16 protein-coding genes are annotated in these 17787 nt (G+C 63.8%); 9 read left to right on the top strand and 7 right to left on the bottom strand.

The window, feature by feature from the left end; genetic code table 11:
- Positions 1-70 precede the first annotated feature (70 nt).
- The 8 genes from X750_RS150690 (at position 71) to X750_RS150660 (ending at position 10397) form a co-directional block, all read left to right on the top strand.
- Positions 71-880 carry a L,D-transpeptidase gene (locus X750_RS150690; RefSeq protein ID WP_023692792.1) on the top strand — a complete coding sequence of 270 codons (810 nt, stop codon included), beginning with the start codon at positions 71-73 and terminating at the stop codon, positions 878-880.
- Between the two features lie 289 nt (positions 881-1169).
- On the top strand, positions 1170-1370 hold the full coding sequence (locus X750_RS150685) for a hypothetical protein (protein ID WP_023684556.1): 201 nt from the start codon (positions 1170-1172) through the stop codon (positions 1368-1370).
- Between the two features lie 807 nt (positions 1371-2177).
- Positions 2178-3113, top strand: coding sequence for an AraC family transcriptional regulator (locus X750_RS01000000162905; RefSeq protein ID WP_306413643.1), 936 nt, complete (start codon positions 2178-2180; stop codon positions 3111-3113).
- Between the two features lie 233 nt (positions 3114-3346).
- Positions 3347-3766: a hypothetical protein gene (locus X750_RS150680; protein ID WP_023747502.1), complete on the top strand. Its 420-nt coding sequence runs from the start codon at positions 3347-3349 to the stop codon at positions 3764-3766.
- 1 nt (position 3767) lies between these two features.
- Positions 3768-8630, top strand: coding sequence for a YadA-like family protein (locus tag X750_RS150675; protein ID WP_023747503.1), 4863 nt, complete (start codon positions 3768-3770; stop codon positions 8628-8630).
- Positions 8631-8639: 9 nt separating this feature from the next.
- Positions 8640-9215, top strand: a complete 576-nt coding sequence (locus X750_RS150670) for an invasion associated locus B family protein (RefSeq protein ID WP_023684559.1) — start codon at positions 8640-8642, stop codon at positions 9213-9215.
- Between the two features lie 13 nt (positions 9216-9228).
- Positions 9229-9924: a hypothetical protein gene (locus X750_RS150665; RefSeq protein WP_023727661.1), complete on the top strand. Its 696-nt coding sequence runs from the start codon at positions 9229-9231 to the stop codon at positions 9922-9924.
- The gene (locus tag X750_RS150660) at positions 9921-10397 is read left to right on the top strand and encodes a DUF4189 domain-containing protein (protein WP_023687219.1); all 477 of its coding nucleotides are present in this window, start codon (positions 9921-9923) and stop codon (positions 10395-10397) included. Before X750_RS150665 ends, X750_RS150660 begins: the two co-directional genes overlap by 4 nt.
- Before the next feature lie 4 nt (positions 10398-10401).
- Here the strand turns inward: X750_RS150660 and X750_RS150655 are convergent, their stop codons facing one another.
- The 7 genes from X750_RS150655 to X750_RS150625 all read right to left on the bottom strand — a co-directional run bounded on the left by X750_RS150655 (position 10402) and on the right by X750_RS150625 (position 16767).
- Positions 10402-11271, bottom strand: a complete 870-nt coding sequence (locus tag X750_RS150655) for an aldose 1-epimerase (RefSeq protein ID WP_023742672.1) — start codon at positions 11269-11271, stop codon at positions 10402-10404.
- Between the two features lie 3 nt (positions 11272-11274).
- A complete protein-coding gene (locus X750_RS150650) occupies positions 11275-12030 on the bottom strand; it encodes an SDR family oxidoreductase (RefSeq protein WP_023747504.1) in 756 nt (251 codons plus the stop codon).
- 12 nt (positions 12031-12042) lie between these two features.
- Positions 12043-12774, bottom strand: a complete 732-nt coding sequence (locus tag X750_RS150645) for an ATP-binding cassette domain-containing protein (protein WP_023702212.1) — start codon at positions 12772-12774, stop codon at positions 12043-12045.
- Positions 12775-12777: 3 nt separating this feature from the next.
- Positions 12778-13755 (bottom strand): ABC transporter permease, encoded by a 978-nt coding sequence (locus X750_RS150640; RefSeq protein ID WP_023702213.1) that lies wholly within the window; start codon positions 13753-13755, stop codon positions 12778-12780.
- 87 nt (positions 13756-13842) lie between these two features.
- Positions 13843-14820, bottom strand: coding sequence for a sugar ABC transporter substrate-binding protein (locus X750_RS150635; RefSeq protein ID WP_023692778.1), 978 nt, complete (start codon positions 14818-14820; stop codon positions 13843-13845).
- A gap of 23 nt (positions 14821-14843) precedes the next feature.
- Positions 14844-16046, bottom strand: a complete 1203-nt coding sequence (locus X750_RS150630; protein WP_023747505.1) for a mandelate racemase/muconate lactonizing enzyme family protein — start codon at positions 16044-16046, stop codon at positions 14844-14846.
- A 1-nt stretch (position 16047) separates the two neighbouring features.
- The gene (locus X750_RS150625; protein WP_023747506.1) at positions 16048-16767 is read right to left on the bottom strand and encodes a FadR/GntR family transcriptional regulator; all 720 of its coding nucleotides are present in this window, start codon (positions 16765-16767) and stop codon (positions 16048-16050) included.
- Between the two features lie 104 nt (positions 16768-16871).
- Between X750_RS150625 and X750_RS150620 the strand changes: the two genes are divergently transcribed.
- Entirely contained in the window at positions 16872-17771 is a 900-nt protein-coding gene (locus X750_RS150620) for an SMP-30/gluconolactonase/LRE family protein (RefSeq protein WP_023702216.1), read from the top strand.
- The last annotated feature ends 16 nt before the right edge of the window (positions 17772-17787 follow it).

Genomic DNA, 17787 nt, shown 5'->3' on the forward strand with positions numbered 1-17787 from the left:
GAGAGGCCGACCACTGCGCGCTTGAAGGCATTCACGCTTTCTTGCGATTCGAGACTTAAAAAAGGCAACCATGTTGAAGACCGAAATCGACCCCTATCGCCTGAGCCGTCGCGGCTTTCTGAATGCCGCAGCCCTTGGTGCCGCCTCGATTGCGGTCTCCGCCTGCACCACCACCGGACCGGCACCGGCGCCGGTCGAACCGCCACCGCCGACCTATGACGAGCCGCCGCTCGGCGACTATGCGACGATGTACGGCCCGATTTCCGACAGCGGGTTCGAGCTCCCAGCGATCCCGATCAAGAAGATGGACCCGCAGTTCCTACGCCAGATTGTTCCCGATCCGACCGGCCAGCGGCCAGGCACCATCATCGTCGATACGACCAACCATTTCCTCTATCTGGTGCGCGAAGGCGGCCAAGCGATCCGTTACGGCGTCGGCCTCGGTCGCGCCGGCTTCGAATGGTCGGGAGACGCCGTCGTCCAGTGGAAGCAGAAATGGCCGAAATGGACGCCGCCCGATGAGATGGTCGCCCGCCAGCCTGAACTGGAAGAATACAGCGCCAAGAACGGCGGCATGCCCGGCGGCCTCAAGAACCCGCTCGGCGCCCGCGCGCTCTACCTGTTCCACGACAACGTCGACACGCTCTACCGCCTGCATGGCTCGCCGGAATGGAACTCGATCGGCAAATCCGTCTCGTCAGGCTGCGTGCGCCTGATAAATCAGGACATCATCGACCTCTACGACCGCGTGCCGTCGAAGAGCCCGGTCATCGTGACGTCCGACATCGGCCAGCCGATGGCGGCGAGCGCAAACCGCAGAGCCATCCCGATCGATGGCGGGGTGCCGGATGGCTCGGTCCTGCTCGGCCCGGTGACCTGATCGACTTCATCTATGCCATGAAGCGGCAGGTTCCGCTCCATGCGGCAAAGCTCGTCAGGATCCCGATAGCTTCACGCGAATGCCTGGGGTTCGCATCCAAGATATGCAATGCCGGCAACAGGAGGCCAAAAAAGACGTCCAGACAAACCACGGAGCCGCTGCAATCGGGGCGGCCATGCCCTGTCAATCTCGACGCTGCTGTGTTTCGTTACCGATTGATGTATATTAGACGGGAGTATGATTGCAGAGACATACATTTCATTAGATCATTGATGGCGGGGGAACGCCGATGGTGGGATTTGATTTCGATAGTCCGCCTGCCGACGGCGCCGAGGCCAACCTGTCGGCCGAATGCGAGCGCCAATTGCTGCCGCTCGTCCGCGGAATTGTCGAGGCGGCGGTTGCCGCCGGGTGGAGCCAGGAAGACGTTCTTCTGGCCATGGTCGAGCTGTCCTGGGATCTGTACGAGAAACGCCGAGGCGATCTTTAGCAGGCCTGCGTGAGCTGGATAATTCGGTAGCGCCGGCCAAGCCAGGCCATGTTTTTCTCGCGCGAACTTTTTTCTTCACTTACAATGTTTTTCTATCCGCGGGATGCGCTACGCTGCCTTTGGGCAGGACTATGGGGGATACAAATTACCGTCCGGATTTCCGGGTTGGCTGTTTGCACGGCACGGAATTTCGATGGGCTGGCAAAGCGGCTGAGGCAAGGCTGAATGAAAAATGCGGGCGAGGTTCAGGAACGCAGCGCAGGCGCCGATCGGGTCGATCGGCACGCCCTCGGCACAATCCCCGAAAATGCCAATCCCAGAAGAGCAACCATGCGGGGGAGCGGGATATGCTCTGTCCGCAGCCCTGGATCGCTCCCGGAGGGTCGCCATCGCCGAAGTCGCTTACCTCGCGGGATTTTCGGATCAAGGCCATTTGGCCACCGCCATGAAGAAGCACAAGGGAAAGAAGCCATGATTCGGGCGATAACTGCTGCTGGATCGTCCGTGGCAATGACAGATAGTCGACCAGCTCTGTCAATGGCCGCGCGATCTATATTCGGAATACAACTCTGGATTGTGACGGCACACTATGCACAATAACTAGGCAAAAATGGTAAGATAAGGTCGGAAAATAGTCAGGTAGCCTTGGCTAAAATTCAAACCTGTAAATTTATAGTCAAAATCCTGGTAAAATTTTCATATGAGCTCAAATTCTTCTTTGCAATATATAGCAGCATCTGTAGGATTCGAAGGAACGCCCAGGAGCAAACGTGAATTCTGGGCGCCTCGATACAGCACAGGATTGGATTGATCGGCGCAGCAGTGGCAGAGACGAAGATGCAACATAGAGGCAACGTCCAGGAAAGCGCCGGGACAGAGCGGCGGCGCGCGGATCGTCGCATCTTCGACGGAATACCGGAAAGCGCGGGGCGCTACCTGGTCACGTTTCGAGGCGGCGCGGCTCATGTCGTTCATGGGCCGGGATCACACACATTCAAAGCGGCGGAACATTTCGCTTCGGTTCTGCTTACACCCTCACCAGGGATTGCGGCATCGCTGGGCAGCGACAAAGTCCACGAATACGACGGCGACGTCGGCATGATCATGATCGTCCCAGCCGACCTCGGCGGCAAGGTGACCCGGTCATCCACCACGGAAAGCGTAATCGTGGCGCTCACCCCCGAGAGTCTCTTCGAGCTGGCAACGCGTGAATTCGACACCGGCCATGCCGAGCTTCAGCCGCCGCCGTACGGGACCGTCGACTTCCAAGCGCTGCAACTCGCGCAGTTGCTGAAGGCGGAACTGACGGATCGGGAAACTCCAAACGAGTTCTATATCGATTCGTTGGTCACCATGTTCGGCGTCCATTTGCTTCGGAACTACGCAGGAGCGCGAAAGTTGCCACAAGCCCCAAAGGGCGGTCTGTCGAACCGCAGCGCCCGGCGGGTGCGCGAATTCCTGGAGGTAAATTTTTCCAGCAAAATCGCGGTGGCCGAGCTGGCCGCACTCTGTGGCCTTTCGCCGAGCCATTTCATCCTGGCATTCACCAAGACCTTTGGCGAGCCGCCGCACAAATACCTGCTGCGGCTGCGTCTCGATTTCGCCGAAAAACTTCTCATCGAGAGCGACCTGTCCATTGCGGAAGTCGCTCATCTCAGTGGATTCTCGGACCAGAGCCACCTGACGGTCACCATGTCCAGATACCGGAACAGAACCCCCAGGCAGGTGAAGCTGCAACGTTAACGACTGTTGCGGCGCGCATGATTGTCCGCGGCGATACCTCGATTGATCTTCAGTATAGTCGAAGGTTGTGTGGCAGAGCAGTCACAGTTGTCGCGCAGGGACCAAATACCGGATTTTCCTACAAAGATTCCGGATTATTCCAAAATACCTGCACCGCGAATGTGCTCATGGTCGCGATTGAAGTCATTTGGGGCGGGGGAGCAACCAGATGATACAGCATGTCGGATTGTCCCATGGACATTCAATTCGCGGAAATCGAGGTCTTCGCGCCTAACGCCGAAGCGGCCTGGGCTGCACTGCAACGCCAATACGCCAGCCGGATCAGCGCTGCGGAACTCGACCATCTCCTGGCCTGTTTCGTGCTTGGACTGACCTCTCCGGCTTGTGGTGAAGGCGATCCGGGATTTCATTTCGATCTCTGCCGCGCGCTGGTGGCGGTAAACCTGCCGCCGGAACGGACGGAGGCTGCACTGCATACGGTTCCAGAACCGACGCAGCCATGGGTCGCGAGCGCCTATCAGCTGATTGAAAAACAAGGCGCGAAGGTCGGTCTCTCGTTGCGGGAGAAGACGCGCAATTTCGAAGATTTTTTGGCCACCGAGGCGAATGGTGCGGCACATCAGAGCGCCTCGGCAATTGCGAGGAAAAACTAGCATGACCAAACGCGTCGAGGGGCGGAGAAGGATCGAACTTTCTTCAAGCTTTGTCGGAAACTGGATCGCGGGCGCGGCCGACAGCCGCTCGGTGCGGCGCCGCCTGATGGCGGTGCTGCGCATGGCTCACCGGGTTCTTGGATTCGGTCGCAAGAATATGGGTCTGGGAACATTGGGAAGCGGCACCAGCGTGCGTTCGGCTCTGGCCTGTGGCGTGAGCCCGGCCAGCGTGCTCGGCGGCCTGGCCGCGATCGCCGCGCTCGGCCTCGCCACACCGGCCCAGGCACAATATCAGGCTGGCGGCGGTTCGGCGACCGGCGGCAACGCCGTCGCCATCGGTAACGGCGCCGCGACGAATGGCAATAACAGCGTGGCGTTGGGCAGTTCCAACAGTGCAACGGGCGACGGCACGATCGCCATCGGCTATGCGATGGGTGTCAATGGCCTCAATTCCATAGGCATAGGTGTCTTCGCAGGCGCAACCGGCGTCAATGCCCTCGCCGTGGGCGGGAACGCCAAGGCCAACGGGGACGCAGCAAGCGCTATTGGCGTCAATTCGGTTGCAACCACAAGCGCGGCCGCTTTTGGCAATAATGCGCGTGCCGACGGAGTCAACTCGACCGCGATCGGCCCTGTTACCCGGGCGACCGGATTGCGCGCCACCGCGCTCGGGTTCGGGGCAACGGCATCCGGCGTGGATTCGATTGCCCAAGGTAACAGCGCCGTCGCAAGCAACCAGAATGCCGTCGCCATTGGATTCCAGGCGACCGCGACCAGCATCAACTCCATCAACATTGGCGGGCGCACCCTCGCGGGATCAGGCGCGCTCTCGCAGGGCGCCATCGCCCTTGGTACGGATGTCACGGCAAATCAGCAAAACACCGTTGCCATAGGCGTCCTGACCAAAGCGACCGGAACGGGCGCAACGGCGATGGGCAACACCGCCAGTGCATGGGGCAACCAATCCATCGCATTCGGCGTCGGCGCGCAGGCAGGCGTTCAGGCCAACACTGCCCTGCCCAACAGCATCGCCATCGGCACCAATTCGCTGTCTTCGGGCGCTTTCGCCACCGCGATGGGCGCTACCTCGGTTGCGAGTGGCTCCGCCAGCACTGCTATTGGCAACACCGCCGTTGCCAGCGGCGCAAACGCCTCCTCGTTCGGTTCCGGCGCGAATGCGACGGGAGACAATTCTCTTGCCGCCGGTGTCAGCGCCGCCGCCAGCGGGATTGCCAGCACCGCGCTCGGCATCGGCTCCAAGGCCAGCGCCACCAACGCCGTGGCGATCGGTAATGCGGCGGTCGCCAATTCCGCCGACGCTGTTGCAGTGGGCACGAATGCAACGGCGACGGGCGGCAAGGCTGTCGCCATCGGCGCCGGCAACACAGCCTTTGGCAACGGCGCGGTCTCCATCGGCGATCCCAGCTATGCCAGCGGCACCGGCGCCTTCACCGGCGGCGCCAACAACATCGCCAACAGCGACGGCACGGCAACCGCCACCGCCGCAAACCAAGCCGCAGGCGCGGTTGCCATCGGCAACAACAACAAGGCCGTCGGGCAAGGCTCCGTGGCGCTGGGCAATGGCTCGACGGCGGGTGCAGCCGGCCTTGCCGGCAATGTCGCGCTGGGCAACGGCGCGACGGCGACGGCAAGCTCCGGCGACGTAGCGCTCGGTTCGGGCTCGGTGACCGCGACGGCGGTCGGCACCAGCGGCGCGACGATCGGCGGCACGGCCTACAGCTTCGCCGGCACGACGCCGACGAGCACTGTCAGCGTCGGCGCGCTCGGCGCGGAGCGGACAATCACCAATGTCGCGGCGGGCCGGCTCAGCAATTCGTCGACCGACGCCATCAATGGCTCGCAGCTGTTTGCGACCAACCAGCAGGTGACGCAGAACACGACGGCGATCGCCGCCAACACCGCCGACATCACCAATCTCGGCAACACGATCAACAGCATCAGCACCGGTGGCGGCATCAAGTATTTCCATGCCAACTCGACGGCGGCGGATTCGTCGGCAACGGGGACGGACTCCGTCGCCATCGGACCAGTCGCGACCGCGACAGGGACGAACGCCATCGCGGCGGGCACCAATTCGAGCGCCTCCGACGCCAACGCCTCGGCCTTCGGCAGCGGCGCCGTCGCATCGGCGCTTGACGCAACGGCGATGGGATACATCTCCAAGGCCTCGGGCCAATACAGCACCGCCATCGGCGCCAATGCCAACGCCACAGCCACGTCCAGCACGGCGATCGGACAGAACGCGTTTGCGACCGGCTTTCAGGCGACCGCTCTCGGCGTAGGAGCGAATGCGGGCGCCCAGAATGCGATCGCGCTGGGCGCCCTCTCCGCCGCCAGCAACGCAGGTGACGTGGCGCTCGGCTCGGGCTCGGTAACCGCCGCGGCGGTCGGCACCGCCGGCACGACGATCGGCGGCGTCGCCTACAACTTCGCCGGCACGACGCCGGCGAGCACCGTCAGCATCGGCGCGGTCGGCGCGGAGCGGACCATCACCAATGTCGCAGCGGGCCGGCTCAGCAATTCCTCGACCGATGCGGTCAATGGCTCGCAGCTCTTTGCCACCAACCAGCAGGTGACGCAGAACACGACGGCCATCGCCGCCAACACCGCCGACATCACCACTCTCGGCAACACGATCAACAGCATCAGCACCGGCGGCGGCATCAAGTATTTCCACGCCAACTCGACGGCGGCGGATTCGTCGGCGACCGGCACAGACTCCGTCGCCATCGGACCAGTCGCGATCGCGACGGGGACGAACGCCATCGCGGCCGGTGTCAATTCGAGCGCCTCCGACGCAAACGCCTCGGCCATCGGCAGCGGCGCCGTCGCATCGGCCCTCGACGCAACGGCGATGGGATACATATCCAAGGCCTCGGGCCAGTACAGCACCGCCATCGGCGCCAATGCCAACGCCACAGGTTTGTCCAGCACCGCCATCGGCCAGAACGCGTTCGCAACCGACGCTCAAGCGACCGCCCTCGGCAAGCAAGCGAATGCCAGCGCAGCGGATGCGCTCGCGCTGGGCGCTAACGCCACCGCCGGCAACGCAGGCGCCGTGGCGCTGGGCTCGGGCTCGGTAACCACCGCGGCGGTCGGCACCGCCGGCACGACGATCGGCGGCGTCGCCTACAACTTCGCCGGCACGACGCCGACGAGCACCGTCAGCATCGGCGCGGTCGGCGCGGAGCGGACCATCACCAATGTCGCGGCGGGCCGGCTCAGCAACTCCTCGACCGATGCGGTCAACGGCTCGCAGCTGTTTGCGACCAACCAGCAGGTGACGCAGAACACCACCGATATCGCCGCCAATACTGCTGACATCACCAATCTCGGCAATTCGATCAGCAATATTACCGGCGACACCTCGCTGGCCTACACCGACGCCAATGGCGACGGCATCCGCTATGTGCGCACCAACGACAGGACGCTTGCCGTCGCGGACTCCTTCGCGCAAGGGATCGGCTCTTCCGCCCTGGGCTACCAGGCGACCGCGAGCGCCGACAATGCGCTGGCGCTCGGCCGCGACACCCAGGCCAGCGTCATCGGCGGCGTGGCGCTCGGCGCCGGCTCGGTTTCGGATCGGGCGGTCGCACCCGTATCGGGATCGATCCTCTCCGGCACCGGCCTCATTCCCTACAACACCGCGGACATGAGCCTGCTCGGCGCCGTCTCGGTCGGCACCTCCACCTCCTATCGCCAGATCATCAACGTGGCCGACGGCACGCAGGACCAGGACGCGGTCACGCTTCGCCAGTTGAAGGGCGCGCTGAGCTCGTTCGCGGTGACGGGGAGCCTGTACTTCCACGCCAATTCGACGGCCGCGGATTCGCTTGCGGTCGGCGTCGATTCGGTTGCGGTCGGTCCGCGCACCACCGTCAATGGCGACAACGGCATCGGCATCGGCAATGGCGCCATCGTGCAGCAGACGGCGCCGGGAGGCATTGCGATCGGCCAGAACTCGACCGTCAACCAGGCCGACAGCATCGCCCTCGGCCCCAACGCGACCACCAACGGAGCGCAGGCGGTGGCGCTCGGCGCCGGCGCAAAGGCCAACGAGCCGGGCAGCGTCGCGCTCGGCGCGGGCTCGACGACGGCGGCGGCGGTCGCCACCACCGGCACAACGATCAACGGCGTTGCCTATACCTTCGCCGGAACAGCTCCGACGAGCACGGTCAGCGTCGGCACCGTCGGCAACGAGCGCACCGTCACCAATGTCGCGGCGGGCCGGATCAGCGGCACCTCCACCGACGCCATCAACGGCAGCCAGCTCTTCGCCACCAACCAGGCGGTCGAAGCCATGCAGGGTAGCGTCGGCGACCTCAACCAGTTCGCCGTCCAGTACGACAAGGACGGGAACGGCAACAAGTCCAACTCGATTACCCTTGCCGGCGGCGACCCGAACACGCCGGTGGTCATCCACAATGTCGGGCCGGGCGTTGCCAACACCGATGCGGTAAATGTTCAGCAGTTCAACAGCGGGTTAGCACTCAACCTGGACAATTCGAAGAACTACACCAACCAGGTGGCGGCCACCACGCTGCAGCAAGCCAATGCGTATGCGGACTCCAAACTCAGCCAGCTCAACATGGACATGGGAGAGGTCAGGGGCGAGGCGCGCCAGGCTGCGGCAATCGGCTTGGCGGCCGGCTCGCTGCGCTACGACGATCGTCCCGGCAAGCTGAGCGTGGCCGCCGGCGGAGGCTATTGGCGCGGTGAAGGCGCCCTGGCCTTCGGCGCCGGCTACACGAGCGAGGAGGGACGTGTTCGAGCGAACCTGTCCGGCACAACGGCAGGCGGGCACTGGGGCGTCGGCGCGGGCGTCAGCCTTACGCTGAACTAGAGCCCGGCCATGATCAGGCAGGCAGTCCTTGCTGTCGCGATATCCATGACGTCAATGCTCCTGTCCGGCTCGTTAGCGGCCGGGCAGGAAGCGATCCCTTCCGACTACAGGGTAAAACCTTCCGACGTAGCGATCCCTGCGGATGCGAAGCTTGGCGAATATCAACGGACCACCCGTCCGTTCGAGAACTGGACGCTGATCTGCGACGAGAACCTGAAGGCGCGCCAAAAGGTCTGCAATGTCACCCAGATCATCGAGGACCAGGCAGGACAGGTTGCGTTCAGCTGGTCGCTTGCCGCCACCAAGGAAGGCAACCCCTACATGATCTTGCGCGCCCCGCCGATCGCCAAGAGCGACGCTCCTGTCTCGCTGACATTCGAGGGGCGCAAGGAGCCGATAAAAATTCAACTCGACGGATGCAATCAGGCCGTCTGCGTCGGCATGCTGCCGGTTGGTCCGATCATGCGCGAACAGATTTCGAAGGCCGCGGCATCCGTCATCTCCTTCCCGACCACGGATGGCAGGACGATCAACGTAACCGCGACCCTCAAGGGCTTGGCCGCGGCCGTTGCGGCGATCAATTGACGAGGCAATCGCGATGAACCAGCAATCGATCCATGACCGGATAATGTCCCGCAACCAGGGAAAGGATGCTGTCCGGGTCGGCATCGAAGACCGGAGCAGACCGCAACGAAACCGCGCGAGGACCGCTGTCTTCTCGTTGCTCGCCATTGCCGTCGTCGCCACGGCCGGCTTCGCGGCCATGCGCTACGACCTGCTCCACAATTTATTGCCGCAGCCGGCGGTCGCGGAGACCAACCAGCCCAATCCGGCCCTGGCCGAGACGCCATTTCTGCAACACGCCAAAGAGGCAGGCTTGCAGTCTTGTTCCAACATTTTCCCAGCCCTTGGGCAGATGCTGACAACCGGCACGACGTACAGCGTCCAGTCGATCTGGAACAACGAGGCCCCCGACAAACACCTCGTGGAAGCCCTGGTCGGCATGAACTACGCCACACAGGGCTACAGCGGCCCGGCGGCAGGCCTGGTGTTCGCGGCACCCACCGCATCCGTTTGCGAAGGTACGATGGTCAGGGTGGCGCCATTCGCGGCCAATTGCGCCGATGTTCCGGCCCTGCTTCCGAAAGACAGCAAGCTCGCCAACAATCTTGGACAAATCAGCGTCTATGAACTGGCCAATGGAGGGGGCAACGCGATGCTGCTGCCAACCGGCAACAGCTGCGTCGTCATTTCCGTGGCCTCGGCAGCAGGTAAACAAGGAGGCGTACAATGAGGGTGAATTCCGCCATTGCGGCGATCGGCATGCTGTTGCTTTGCGCCGGACGGCTGGGCGCGGCGGACCTCGCCCCGGCGGCGGACGTGCCCGAGCCGCCGGCCCAGGAGGAGAGAGGCATCTGGGCGGCGATCGCCTATTCGAGCCCCGACGAGAAGCACGGCTTCTTTTGGGGCGCCGACAAGCGGCAGGAGGCGATGGACATCGCGCTGAAGCATTGCCAGAACGCCGGCGGCGGCAGCTGCGCCGTGGTCAGCGTATTCCGCAATCATCGCCATTGGGACGATGACGACAATACCGGCTTTCCCTACAAGCATTGCGGCGCCCTCGCCGTAGGCGAGAAGCCGGAAGGGCGGCTGACCAGTTGGGGCGCCGAGACGGCGCAAACACGCCGGGATGCCGAAGACCTGACACTGCAGGCGTGCGAGCGGAACGGACAAAAATGCAAGATCCGCGAGTGGGTGTGCACATGACGTATCAGAGCGAAGCAGCGGAACGCCAATCGAGGCGCATGTTTGCACTCAGCGTAGCGCCGTGCTCAAGCGGGGTCAGCCCTTTGCCGTGATGCGCATCGACGGTATGCGACACCGGCTCGAAGCAGAAGAAATCGGCATCCTGCGACGGCGAATAGAGGATGAAGACGTCGAGCAATGGCGAGGCGGTGAGCGAGATAGCGATCCTGTCCTCGGGCCGGGTGATCCTGGCGCGGCGGTCCCAGCCGTCGAAGGCGTTGTTGACCCAGCTCCGCGGCAACAGGGAGGCGTTCGAGAAATTCCACGCGGGGTAATCGGCCACCGGCGCCACGCCGACCGGCAGATGATGCTTGTCCTCCAGCCAGACCCGCGCCGCCTTCGCCTCGAGCGTCGTTCCGGCGCTGCGCGGGAACCACGGATGAAAGCCGAGCCCGTAAGGCAGGCGAATGCCGGTGCGATTCTCCACCGTGAGCGTGGCATCCAAGGCCCCGTCATGCAGCGCATAGGCGACCCGCGCCGTATATCGGTAGGGGCCGATTTCACCGGCGTCGAGGACCAGTTCTGCCTCGGTGGCGCTGTGGCTGGCAATCCGCCACTCCCTCTGGAAGCCGTCGCCATGGATTGGAAAGGCCTCCCCCGGCACGTTCGGCTCGATCGCATGGAAGCGGCCGTCGAAGGCGAAACCGCCGCCTGAGATGCGGTTCGACCAGGGAACCAGAAGCTGGCAGCCGGAGGCGCCGGTGCCATCGTCGGGGCGGAGCAGCGGCACCGTTGCGCCGCAGACCAGTGCGTCGAAGCGGGCGATCGCCGCGCCCTTTTGCGGCGCCAGGACCAGACGGGCGCTGTCGTCGCGCAGTTCCAGGAGGCCGGCCATCCCTTACCAACCGCCGTCGATGGCGATATTTTGGCCGCTGATCATGTCCGAGGCGGGCGATGCGAGGAACAGTACGAGATCGGCAACGTGATGCGGCTCGATGCGCATCTTGAGCCCCTGGTTCTCCAGGATCCACTCGTTGTATTGCGCCAGCCGGTCGCCGAACACCCGCGCCTCGGCCTCCGAAACAACCGCGCCCGGGGACACGGCGTTGACCCGGACGCCGTGCGGCCCAAGCTCCCGCGCCAGCGATTTGGTCAGACCCAGCATCGCGCCCTTGGACGCGACATAGGGCACGTAGCCGTCCCAGCGGCCGTTGAGCGTGATGGAGCAGAAATTGACGATCTTGCCATAGGCCTTCGCCTTCATCGCCGGCGCGCAGGCCCGCGCCAAGGCGAAGGCGGCCGAAGAGTTGACACGGATCTGATCCTCATACTCGGTCAGCGAGAATTCTTCGAACGGCCGGTTGATGATCAGGGCAGCGTTGTTGATCAAGACGTCGATGCCCCCTTCCCTCGCCGCCAGCGCCGCCACCGTAGCCTCCGCCTCCGCAAGCCGGTTGAGGTCGCAGCCGACAAAGGCGACGTTGCCGCCTGTCTGCACGGCCATTTCCGAGGCAATCCCTGGCCCGTCTTCGCTATCGGGGCGATCGAGCACCAGCACGCGCGCGCCGGCCCGCGCCAGCGTCACCGCCTGGGCACGGCCGAGCGAGCCAAGGCCGCCGGTCAGAAGCACGACGCGATCGGCAAGGGCTTTCATTGCCGCCACCTCTTACAGAACGCCGTGGACTTCACCGATCGAGGTCTCCGCGACCCGCTTGTCCAGCACGATTTCGCCGCGCGCCATCGCCACGACGCGGTCGCAGCATTCGAAGACATGATGCATGTTGTGGCTGATGAAGACGCCGGTGATGCCTTGCTCTTTCAGGCCACGCACGAAGCCGATCACCTTCCTCGTCTCCTTGACGGAGAGATGGTTGGTCGGCTCGTCGAGGATCATCACCTTCGACTTGAAATGCATGGCCCGGGCGATGGCGACGCCCTGCCGCTGGCCGCCGGAAAGCTCGCCGACAAGGGCATCCGGCGAGCGCAGGTGCAGATCGACATTGGCAATCGCGCGGATGCTTTCGCTGGCCATCTTCTTCTGATCGAGCAAGCCGACGCCGAAGACCGAAAACCGGGTCGGCTCGCGGCCGATGAACAGGTTCCTGGCGATCGACATGGTCGGTACCATGGAATTGTACTGGTAGATCGTCTCGATGCCGAGATCCATCGCATCGCGCGGCTTGGCGATGCGGACAGTCCTGCCCTCGACCTTGATCTCGCCCTGGTCCGCCGTGTGGACGCCGGAGAGGATGTTGATGAGGGTCGATTTGCCGGCGCCATTGTCCCCGACCAGGCCAAGCGCCTCGCCCCGGGTGAAGTCGAGCGTCACCCCTTTCAGCGCATGGACGCCGGAATACCATTTGTGAAGGTTGTGCACGGAGATGATCGCGTCGGCCATCGCTCAATCCTCCATCTTGATGGCCTTGGCGCGCTTGCGCATCCAAGCATTGGCGACGACGGCGAATATGGTCAGGAAGCCGATGGCAAACTTGAACCAATTGGCGTCGACATGGCTGAGCACGAGGCCGTTGTCGATGACGCGGATAAGCGTCGTGCCGATGATGCCGCCCATCACGGTGCCGATACCGCCGGCGAGCGAAGCGCCGCCAATGACGGCGGACGCCACCGCCTGCAGTTCCATGCCCTCGCCGATCGAAGGCAAGGGCGAGCCCAGCCGCAGCACTTGCAGCATGCCGGCGAAGCCGGAGAGCATCGAACAGAGCATGAAACAGATGATCTTGACCCTGGTGGTCGGGATCCCCATCGCGGCGGCGGCCGGCGGGAAGCCGCCGGTGGCCTTGATCCAGTTGCCGAAATTGGTGCGCGAAAGCATCAGCGAGGTCAGCACCGCAATGCCGGCAAACCAGAGGAAGGACATGCGGAACATGTTGCCGGGGCCCACGAAGGATGTGAACAGCCAGTTCGGCAGGTCGGCAGGCAGCAGCGGCGGGAAGCCGCCCGAAACGACGACGGTGAGCGAGCGCGCCATGAACAGCATGCCGAGCGTGGTGATGAAGCTCGGTATGGCGAAGCGGATGGTGATGTAGCCGTTGATGAAGCCGATGGCGGCTGCGACAAGCAGTCCGGCGAGCAGCGCCAGCGGGAACGGGGCGTCGTGCACCATCAGCACCGCCATCGTCATCGGCATCAGCGCGAACACCGAGCCGACGGAGAGGTCGAACTCGCCACTGATCATCAGGATGGTGACGCCGATGGCAACAAGGCCGGCCTCCGGCAGGATGCCGAGAATGCCGCGAAGATTGTCCTGGTTGAGGAACACGCCATGCGAGCGGATCTGGAACACGATGATCAGCAGCAAGAGCAGGATCAGACCGGCCAGCTCCGGCTTTTCGAGATAGGTCTTGAACAGACGCTTCACGTCAGGCTCCAGGAATTCGAACTTCTGTTGAGGCATCGGCGGCGCGCGGGCGCCGCCGATGCAAAACCGCTCATCGGCGCTGCGCTGTCAGCGCATTCCCTGGGCGGAAAGCGCCATGATCGCATCGGCTTCGTTCGGCCGCACGATGCCCTGGCCGGTGTCGATGTCGGAAGGCGCCAGGCCGATCTTCTTGTTGAGATAGGCCTCCATCACCGGCATGAAGCCCTGCATGTAGGGCTGCTGGTCGACCAGCGCCTGCACGTAGCCCTTCTGCATCTGCTGCAGCACTTCGGGCACCAGGTCGAAACCGCCGAGCAGGACCTTGCCCGGCGCTACGCCGCGATCCTGCAGCACGCGGGCGACACCGGCGCACCAGAATCCGGTGTCGAAATAGGCGGTGGTGTCCGCATGGGCGTTGAGATAGGCGCCGACGCGGTCGGAGGTGACGGCAAGGTCGGTGCCGCTGTCGATGCGCTCCCACGACACATCGCGGTCGGCATGCGCGGCCTTGTATTCCTCAAGGAACTGCATCACGCCGGCGCCACGGCTCTCGGACCAGTTCTGGCCGGGCGCCGAGATGCCAACCAGCACCTTGATCGGGCCATCCTTCGGGAAGCTTTCGGATATAGCCTTGGCGAGCGAATAGCCCGCCGGCTTGAAGCCCTGCCCGACGAAGGCCTGGCGCGCATTGCCCTTGGCGCCTTCGGTGTCGTCGACATTGACGGCAATCACGAGCACGCCGGCATCGCGCGCCTCCTTGATGACGTCATCGAAAGCATGGTCGTCGACGATCGAGGTCAGCAGCGCGTCGGGCTTGGCGGCAAGGGCCGCGCGCATGTTGGCGACCTGCTGTTCGATCGAACCCTCGGTCTGGGTGAAGACCATGTTGCAGCTGGCCTCGACCTTGGCGCAGCCGTCGTCAAAACCCTTCTTCACCGCCTGCCAGAAGGTGTTCGATGCCGACGAATGGTGGGTGAAGACGATGTTCAACCCGTTGGCACGCGCGGCGGTCTGGGCGCCGAAGATAGCGACGCCAAGCAGAAGTGTTGCAGTCAGTTTTCTCATTTCAATTCCTCCCTTTGGATTTCCTAGATGTCGGTCTTGTCGGAGACGCGGCGCTGGACGGTGTAGGCCTTGCCGAGGTCGGGGTTGAGCGCCAGCCCCAGGCCCGGTCCAGGCGGCACGGTGATCATGCCGTTCTTCACTTCCGGCAGCGCCGTCACCAGGTCCCGGTACCAGGTGCGGTAGAAGGCGCGCACGCTCTCCTGCACCAGCGCATTGGGCGCATTGAGCGACAGATGCGTCGAGGCGGCGAGCACGACCGGACCGGTGCAGTCATGTGGCGCGACCGGCAGTCGCCAGGCCTCCGCCATCGCGGCGATCTTGCGCGCCTCCGACAGGCCGCCGCACCAGGAGATGTCGAGCATGACGATGCCGGCAGCCCCGGTTTCGAGCAGGTCGCGGAAGGCCCAGCGGCTGCCCAGTGTCTCGGAGGCCGAGATCGGCGCCGGGCTCACCGCCTCGTAGCGTTTCAAGTCACCGAGGCTGTCCATGCGGATCGGGTCCTCGTGCCAATAAGTGGCATAAGGTTTCAGCGCGCCGGCGATCTTCATGGCCGGCAAAAGCTGCCACATCGAATGGAACTCGACCATGATGTCGATCTTCTCGCCGACGGCGCGGCGGATCTTCTCGAACGGCTGCAGCGCCGATTTCAGGTCGGCCGCCGAGATGTCATTGCCACGCGTCTTTTCGGCGGCGTGATCGAACGGCCAGATCTTCATGGCAGTGATGCCGTCCTCGAGCAGTTCCTCGGCCAACTCGCCGGCGCGGTTGAGGAAGCCGTTGAGATCGTCGTAGTCGCGCCCGGCGCCGATGCCGTAATTGGCCGTCGTCTGGCCCTTGGCGTCCTTGATGTATTCGGTGCCGGCGCAGGTGTTGTAGGTGCGGATGGAGCGACGGCTGAAGCCACCCAGAAGCTGAGCGATCGGCTGGCCTGTGACCTTGCCGAAAATGTCCCACAGCGCGATGTCGAAGGCCGAATTTCCGCGCACCTCCGCGCCGCTGGAGCGGAAGCCGAGATAGCCGACAAGGTCGGCGGATAAAAGGTCGATCTCGAGCGGATCGCGGCCGATCACGCGTGGCGCGACATATTCGTGCAGATACGCTTCGACGGTGCGCGACAGGAAGAAGGTCTCGCCGAGCCCGGTGATGCCCTCGTCGGTATGGACCTCGACCCAGAGAAGGTTGGGCCGCTCCTCGATGCGAATGGTCTCGATCGCGGTGATCTTCATGTCAGGCGATTCCCGCGTCGAGGAGCGCCTTGACGCTCTTGTCGAAATGTTGCGCCATGTGCTCGACGGCGAGCCGCGGATCGCCCTTGAGGATCGCCTCGGCTATGTCCTCGTGCCCCTTGATCATCTTGAGCTGGTCTTCGCTGGAGGGGCGTGTCCGCCAGCCGATCACCCAGGTGCGGCGCGTGACCCCGCTGAAGGCGGTGACGATCAGCGAGAAGACCGGGTTGTGCGAGGCCGCCGCGATCGCCTCGTGAAAGGCGATGTCGTGCTCCATGACGATCTCAGGGTGCTGGAAATTCTCACGCATCAGCCTGGCGGATTGCGCGATTGCCGCGGCTTCCGCCTCGGTGCGGCGGAGCGCCGCCAGCGCCACGGTGCGCATCTCGATCGTGCGTCTGACATCATAGACCTGATGCACGCTGATCTGCTGCGTGGTGATGCCGTGCTCGATCACCATCGACATGGCGCCGGTGTCGAGCTTGGCGACGGTGGCGCGGCGCCCGGCGCTCATGTCGATCAGGCGCATTGCAGAAAGCGACCGGAACGCTTCGCGCACGACGGTTCGCGAGACATTGAGCTGGCGCGTCATGGCCGCTTCGCTGGGCAGCGGATCGCCGGCCGCAAGGCCCTCCGAGCGAATGTGCTGGGTGATCGCCTGGATCGCCGTGCTCACAAGGCCGGGATTCGGCTCAGCCGCTGTCTCCGTCGGATCCTGCATGTCTCTCCCTAAACCTGTATGACAGGTTGTTATTCAGTTGCTGATAATTCATCCGAAAGATATATGTCAAGCGTGTTCTGGATGCGCTGGTCTGGAGGAACCGCATGGACGATATGAACGCTGGCCTGCTCTTCGATGCGCGTGATGTCGTCGGCGAGAGCCTGATCTGGGACGACCGCTGCGACCGGCTGGTCTGGATCGACATTATCGGCCGCAGGATCCACAGACTGGATCCGCTGACCTCAGTTCACGAGTCCTGGGAGACACCCGATCTGGTCACCTCGATCGGCCTGCGCACCGATGGCGGCGCCATTGTCGGCCTCAGGAACGAGATTGCCTTGTGGGACTTCGGCGGGAAGTTCCGAACGATTGCGACGATCGAGCCGGACAGACCCGACATCCGGCTGAATGAAGGCGTCATCGCGCCCGATGGGTCATTCTGGGTCGGCACGATGGCCAACAACATCGGACCGGATGATGCGCCCGTCGCCATCACGCAGGAGGCCGGGCAGCTGTTTCGGGTTGCTCCCGACGGCCGCGTGACGCGCCTGTCCGACGACCGCTTTGGCATCACCAACACCATGGCATGGACACCGGACGGTCGCTTCATCACCGCCGACACAATGAAGAACGAACTCTACAGCTATGCTTGGGACAGGACCGCATCACGGCTTGAACACCGGCGCCGGTTTTTCGGGGCCTTCGAGCGGGGCCTGCCCGACGGCTCCTGCATGGACGCCGAAGGCTACATCTGGAACTGCCGGGTCGTCGGCGGCAGCTGCCTTGCTCGCATCGCGCAGGACGGCCGACTGGATCGGATCGTCGAACTACCCTGCTCCTGGCCGACAAGCTGCGCCTTTGGCGGCGCCAAACTCGATACGCTGTTCGTCACCTCGGCGCGCTTCACGATGACGGCGGAGCACCTTGACGCGCATCCGAACGAGGGCGGCGTTTTTGCGCTCCGGCCGGGAGAACGAGGCCGACCGAGCAACCGTTTTGGTTAGGTGCCCGCCATGCGGC

The sequence above is a fragment of the Mesorhizobium sp. LNJC391B00 genome (genome assembly GCF_000502535.1).
GTDB lineage: Bacteria > Pseudomonadota > Alphaproteobacteria > Rhizobiales > Rhizobiaceae > Mesorhizobium.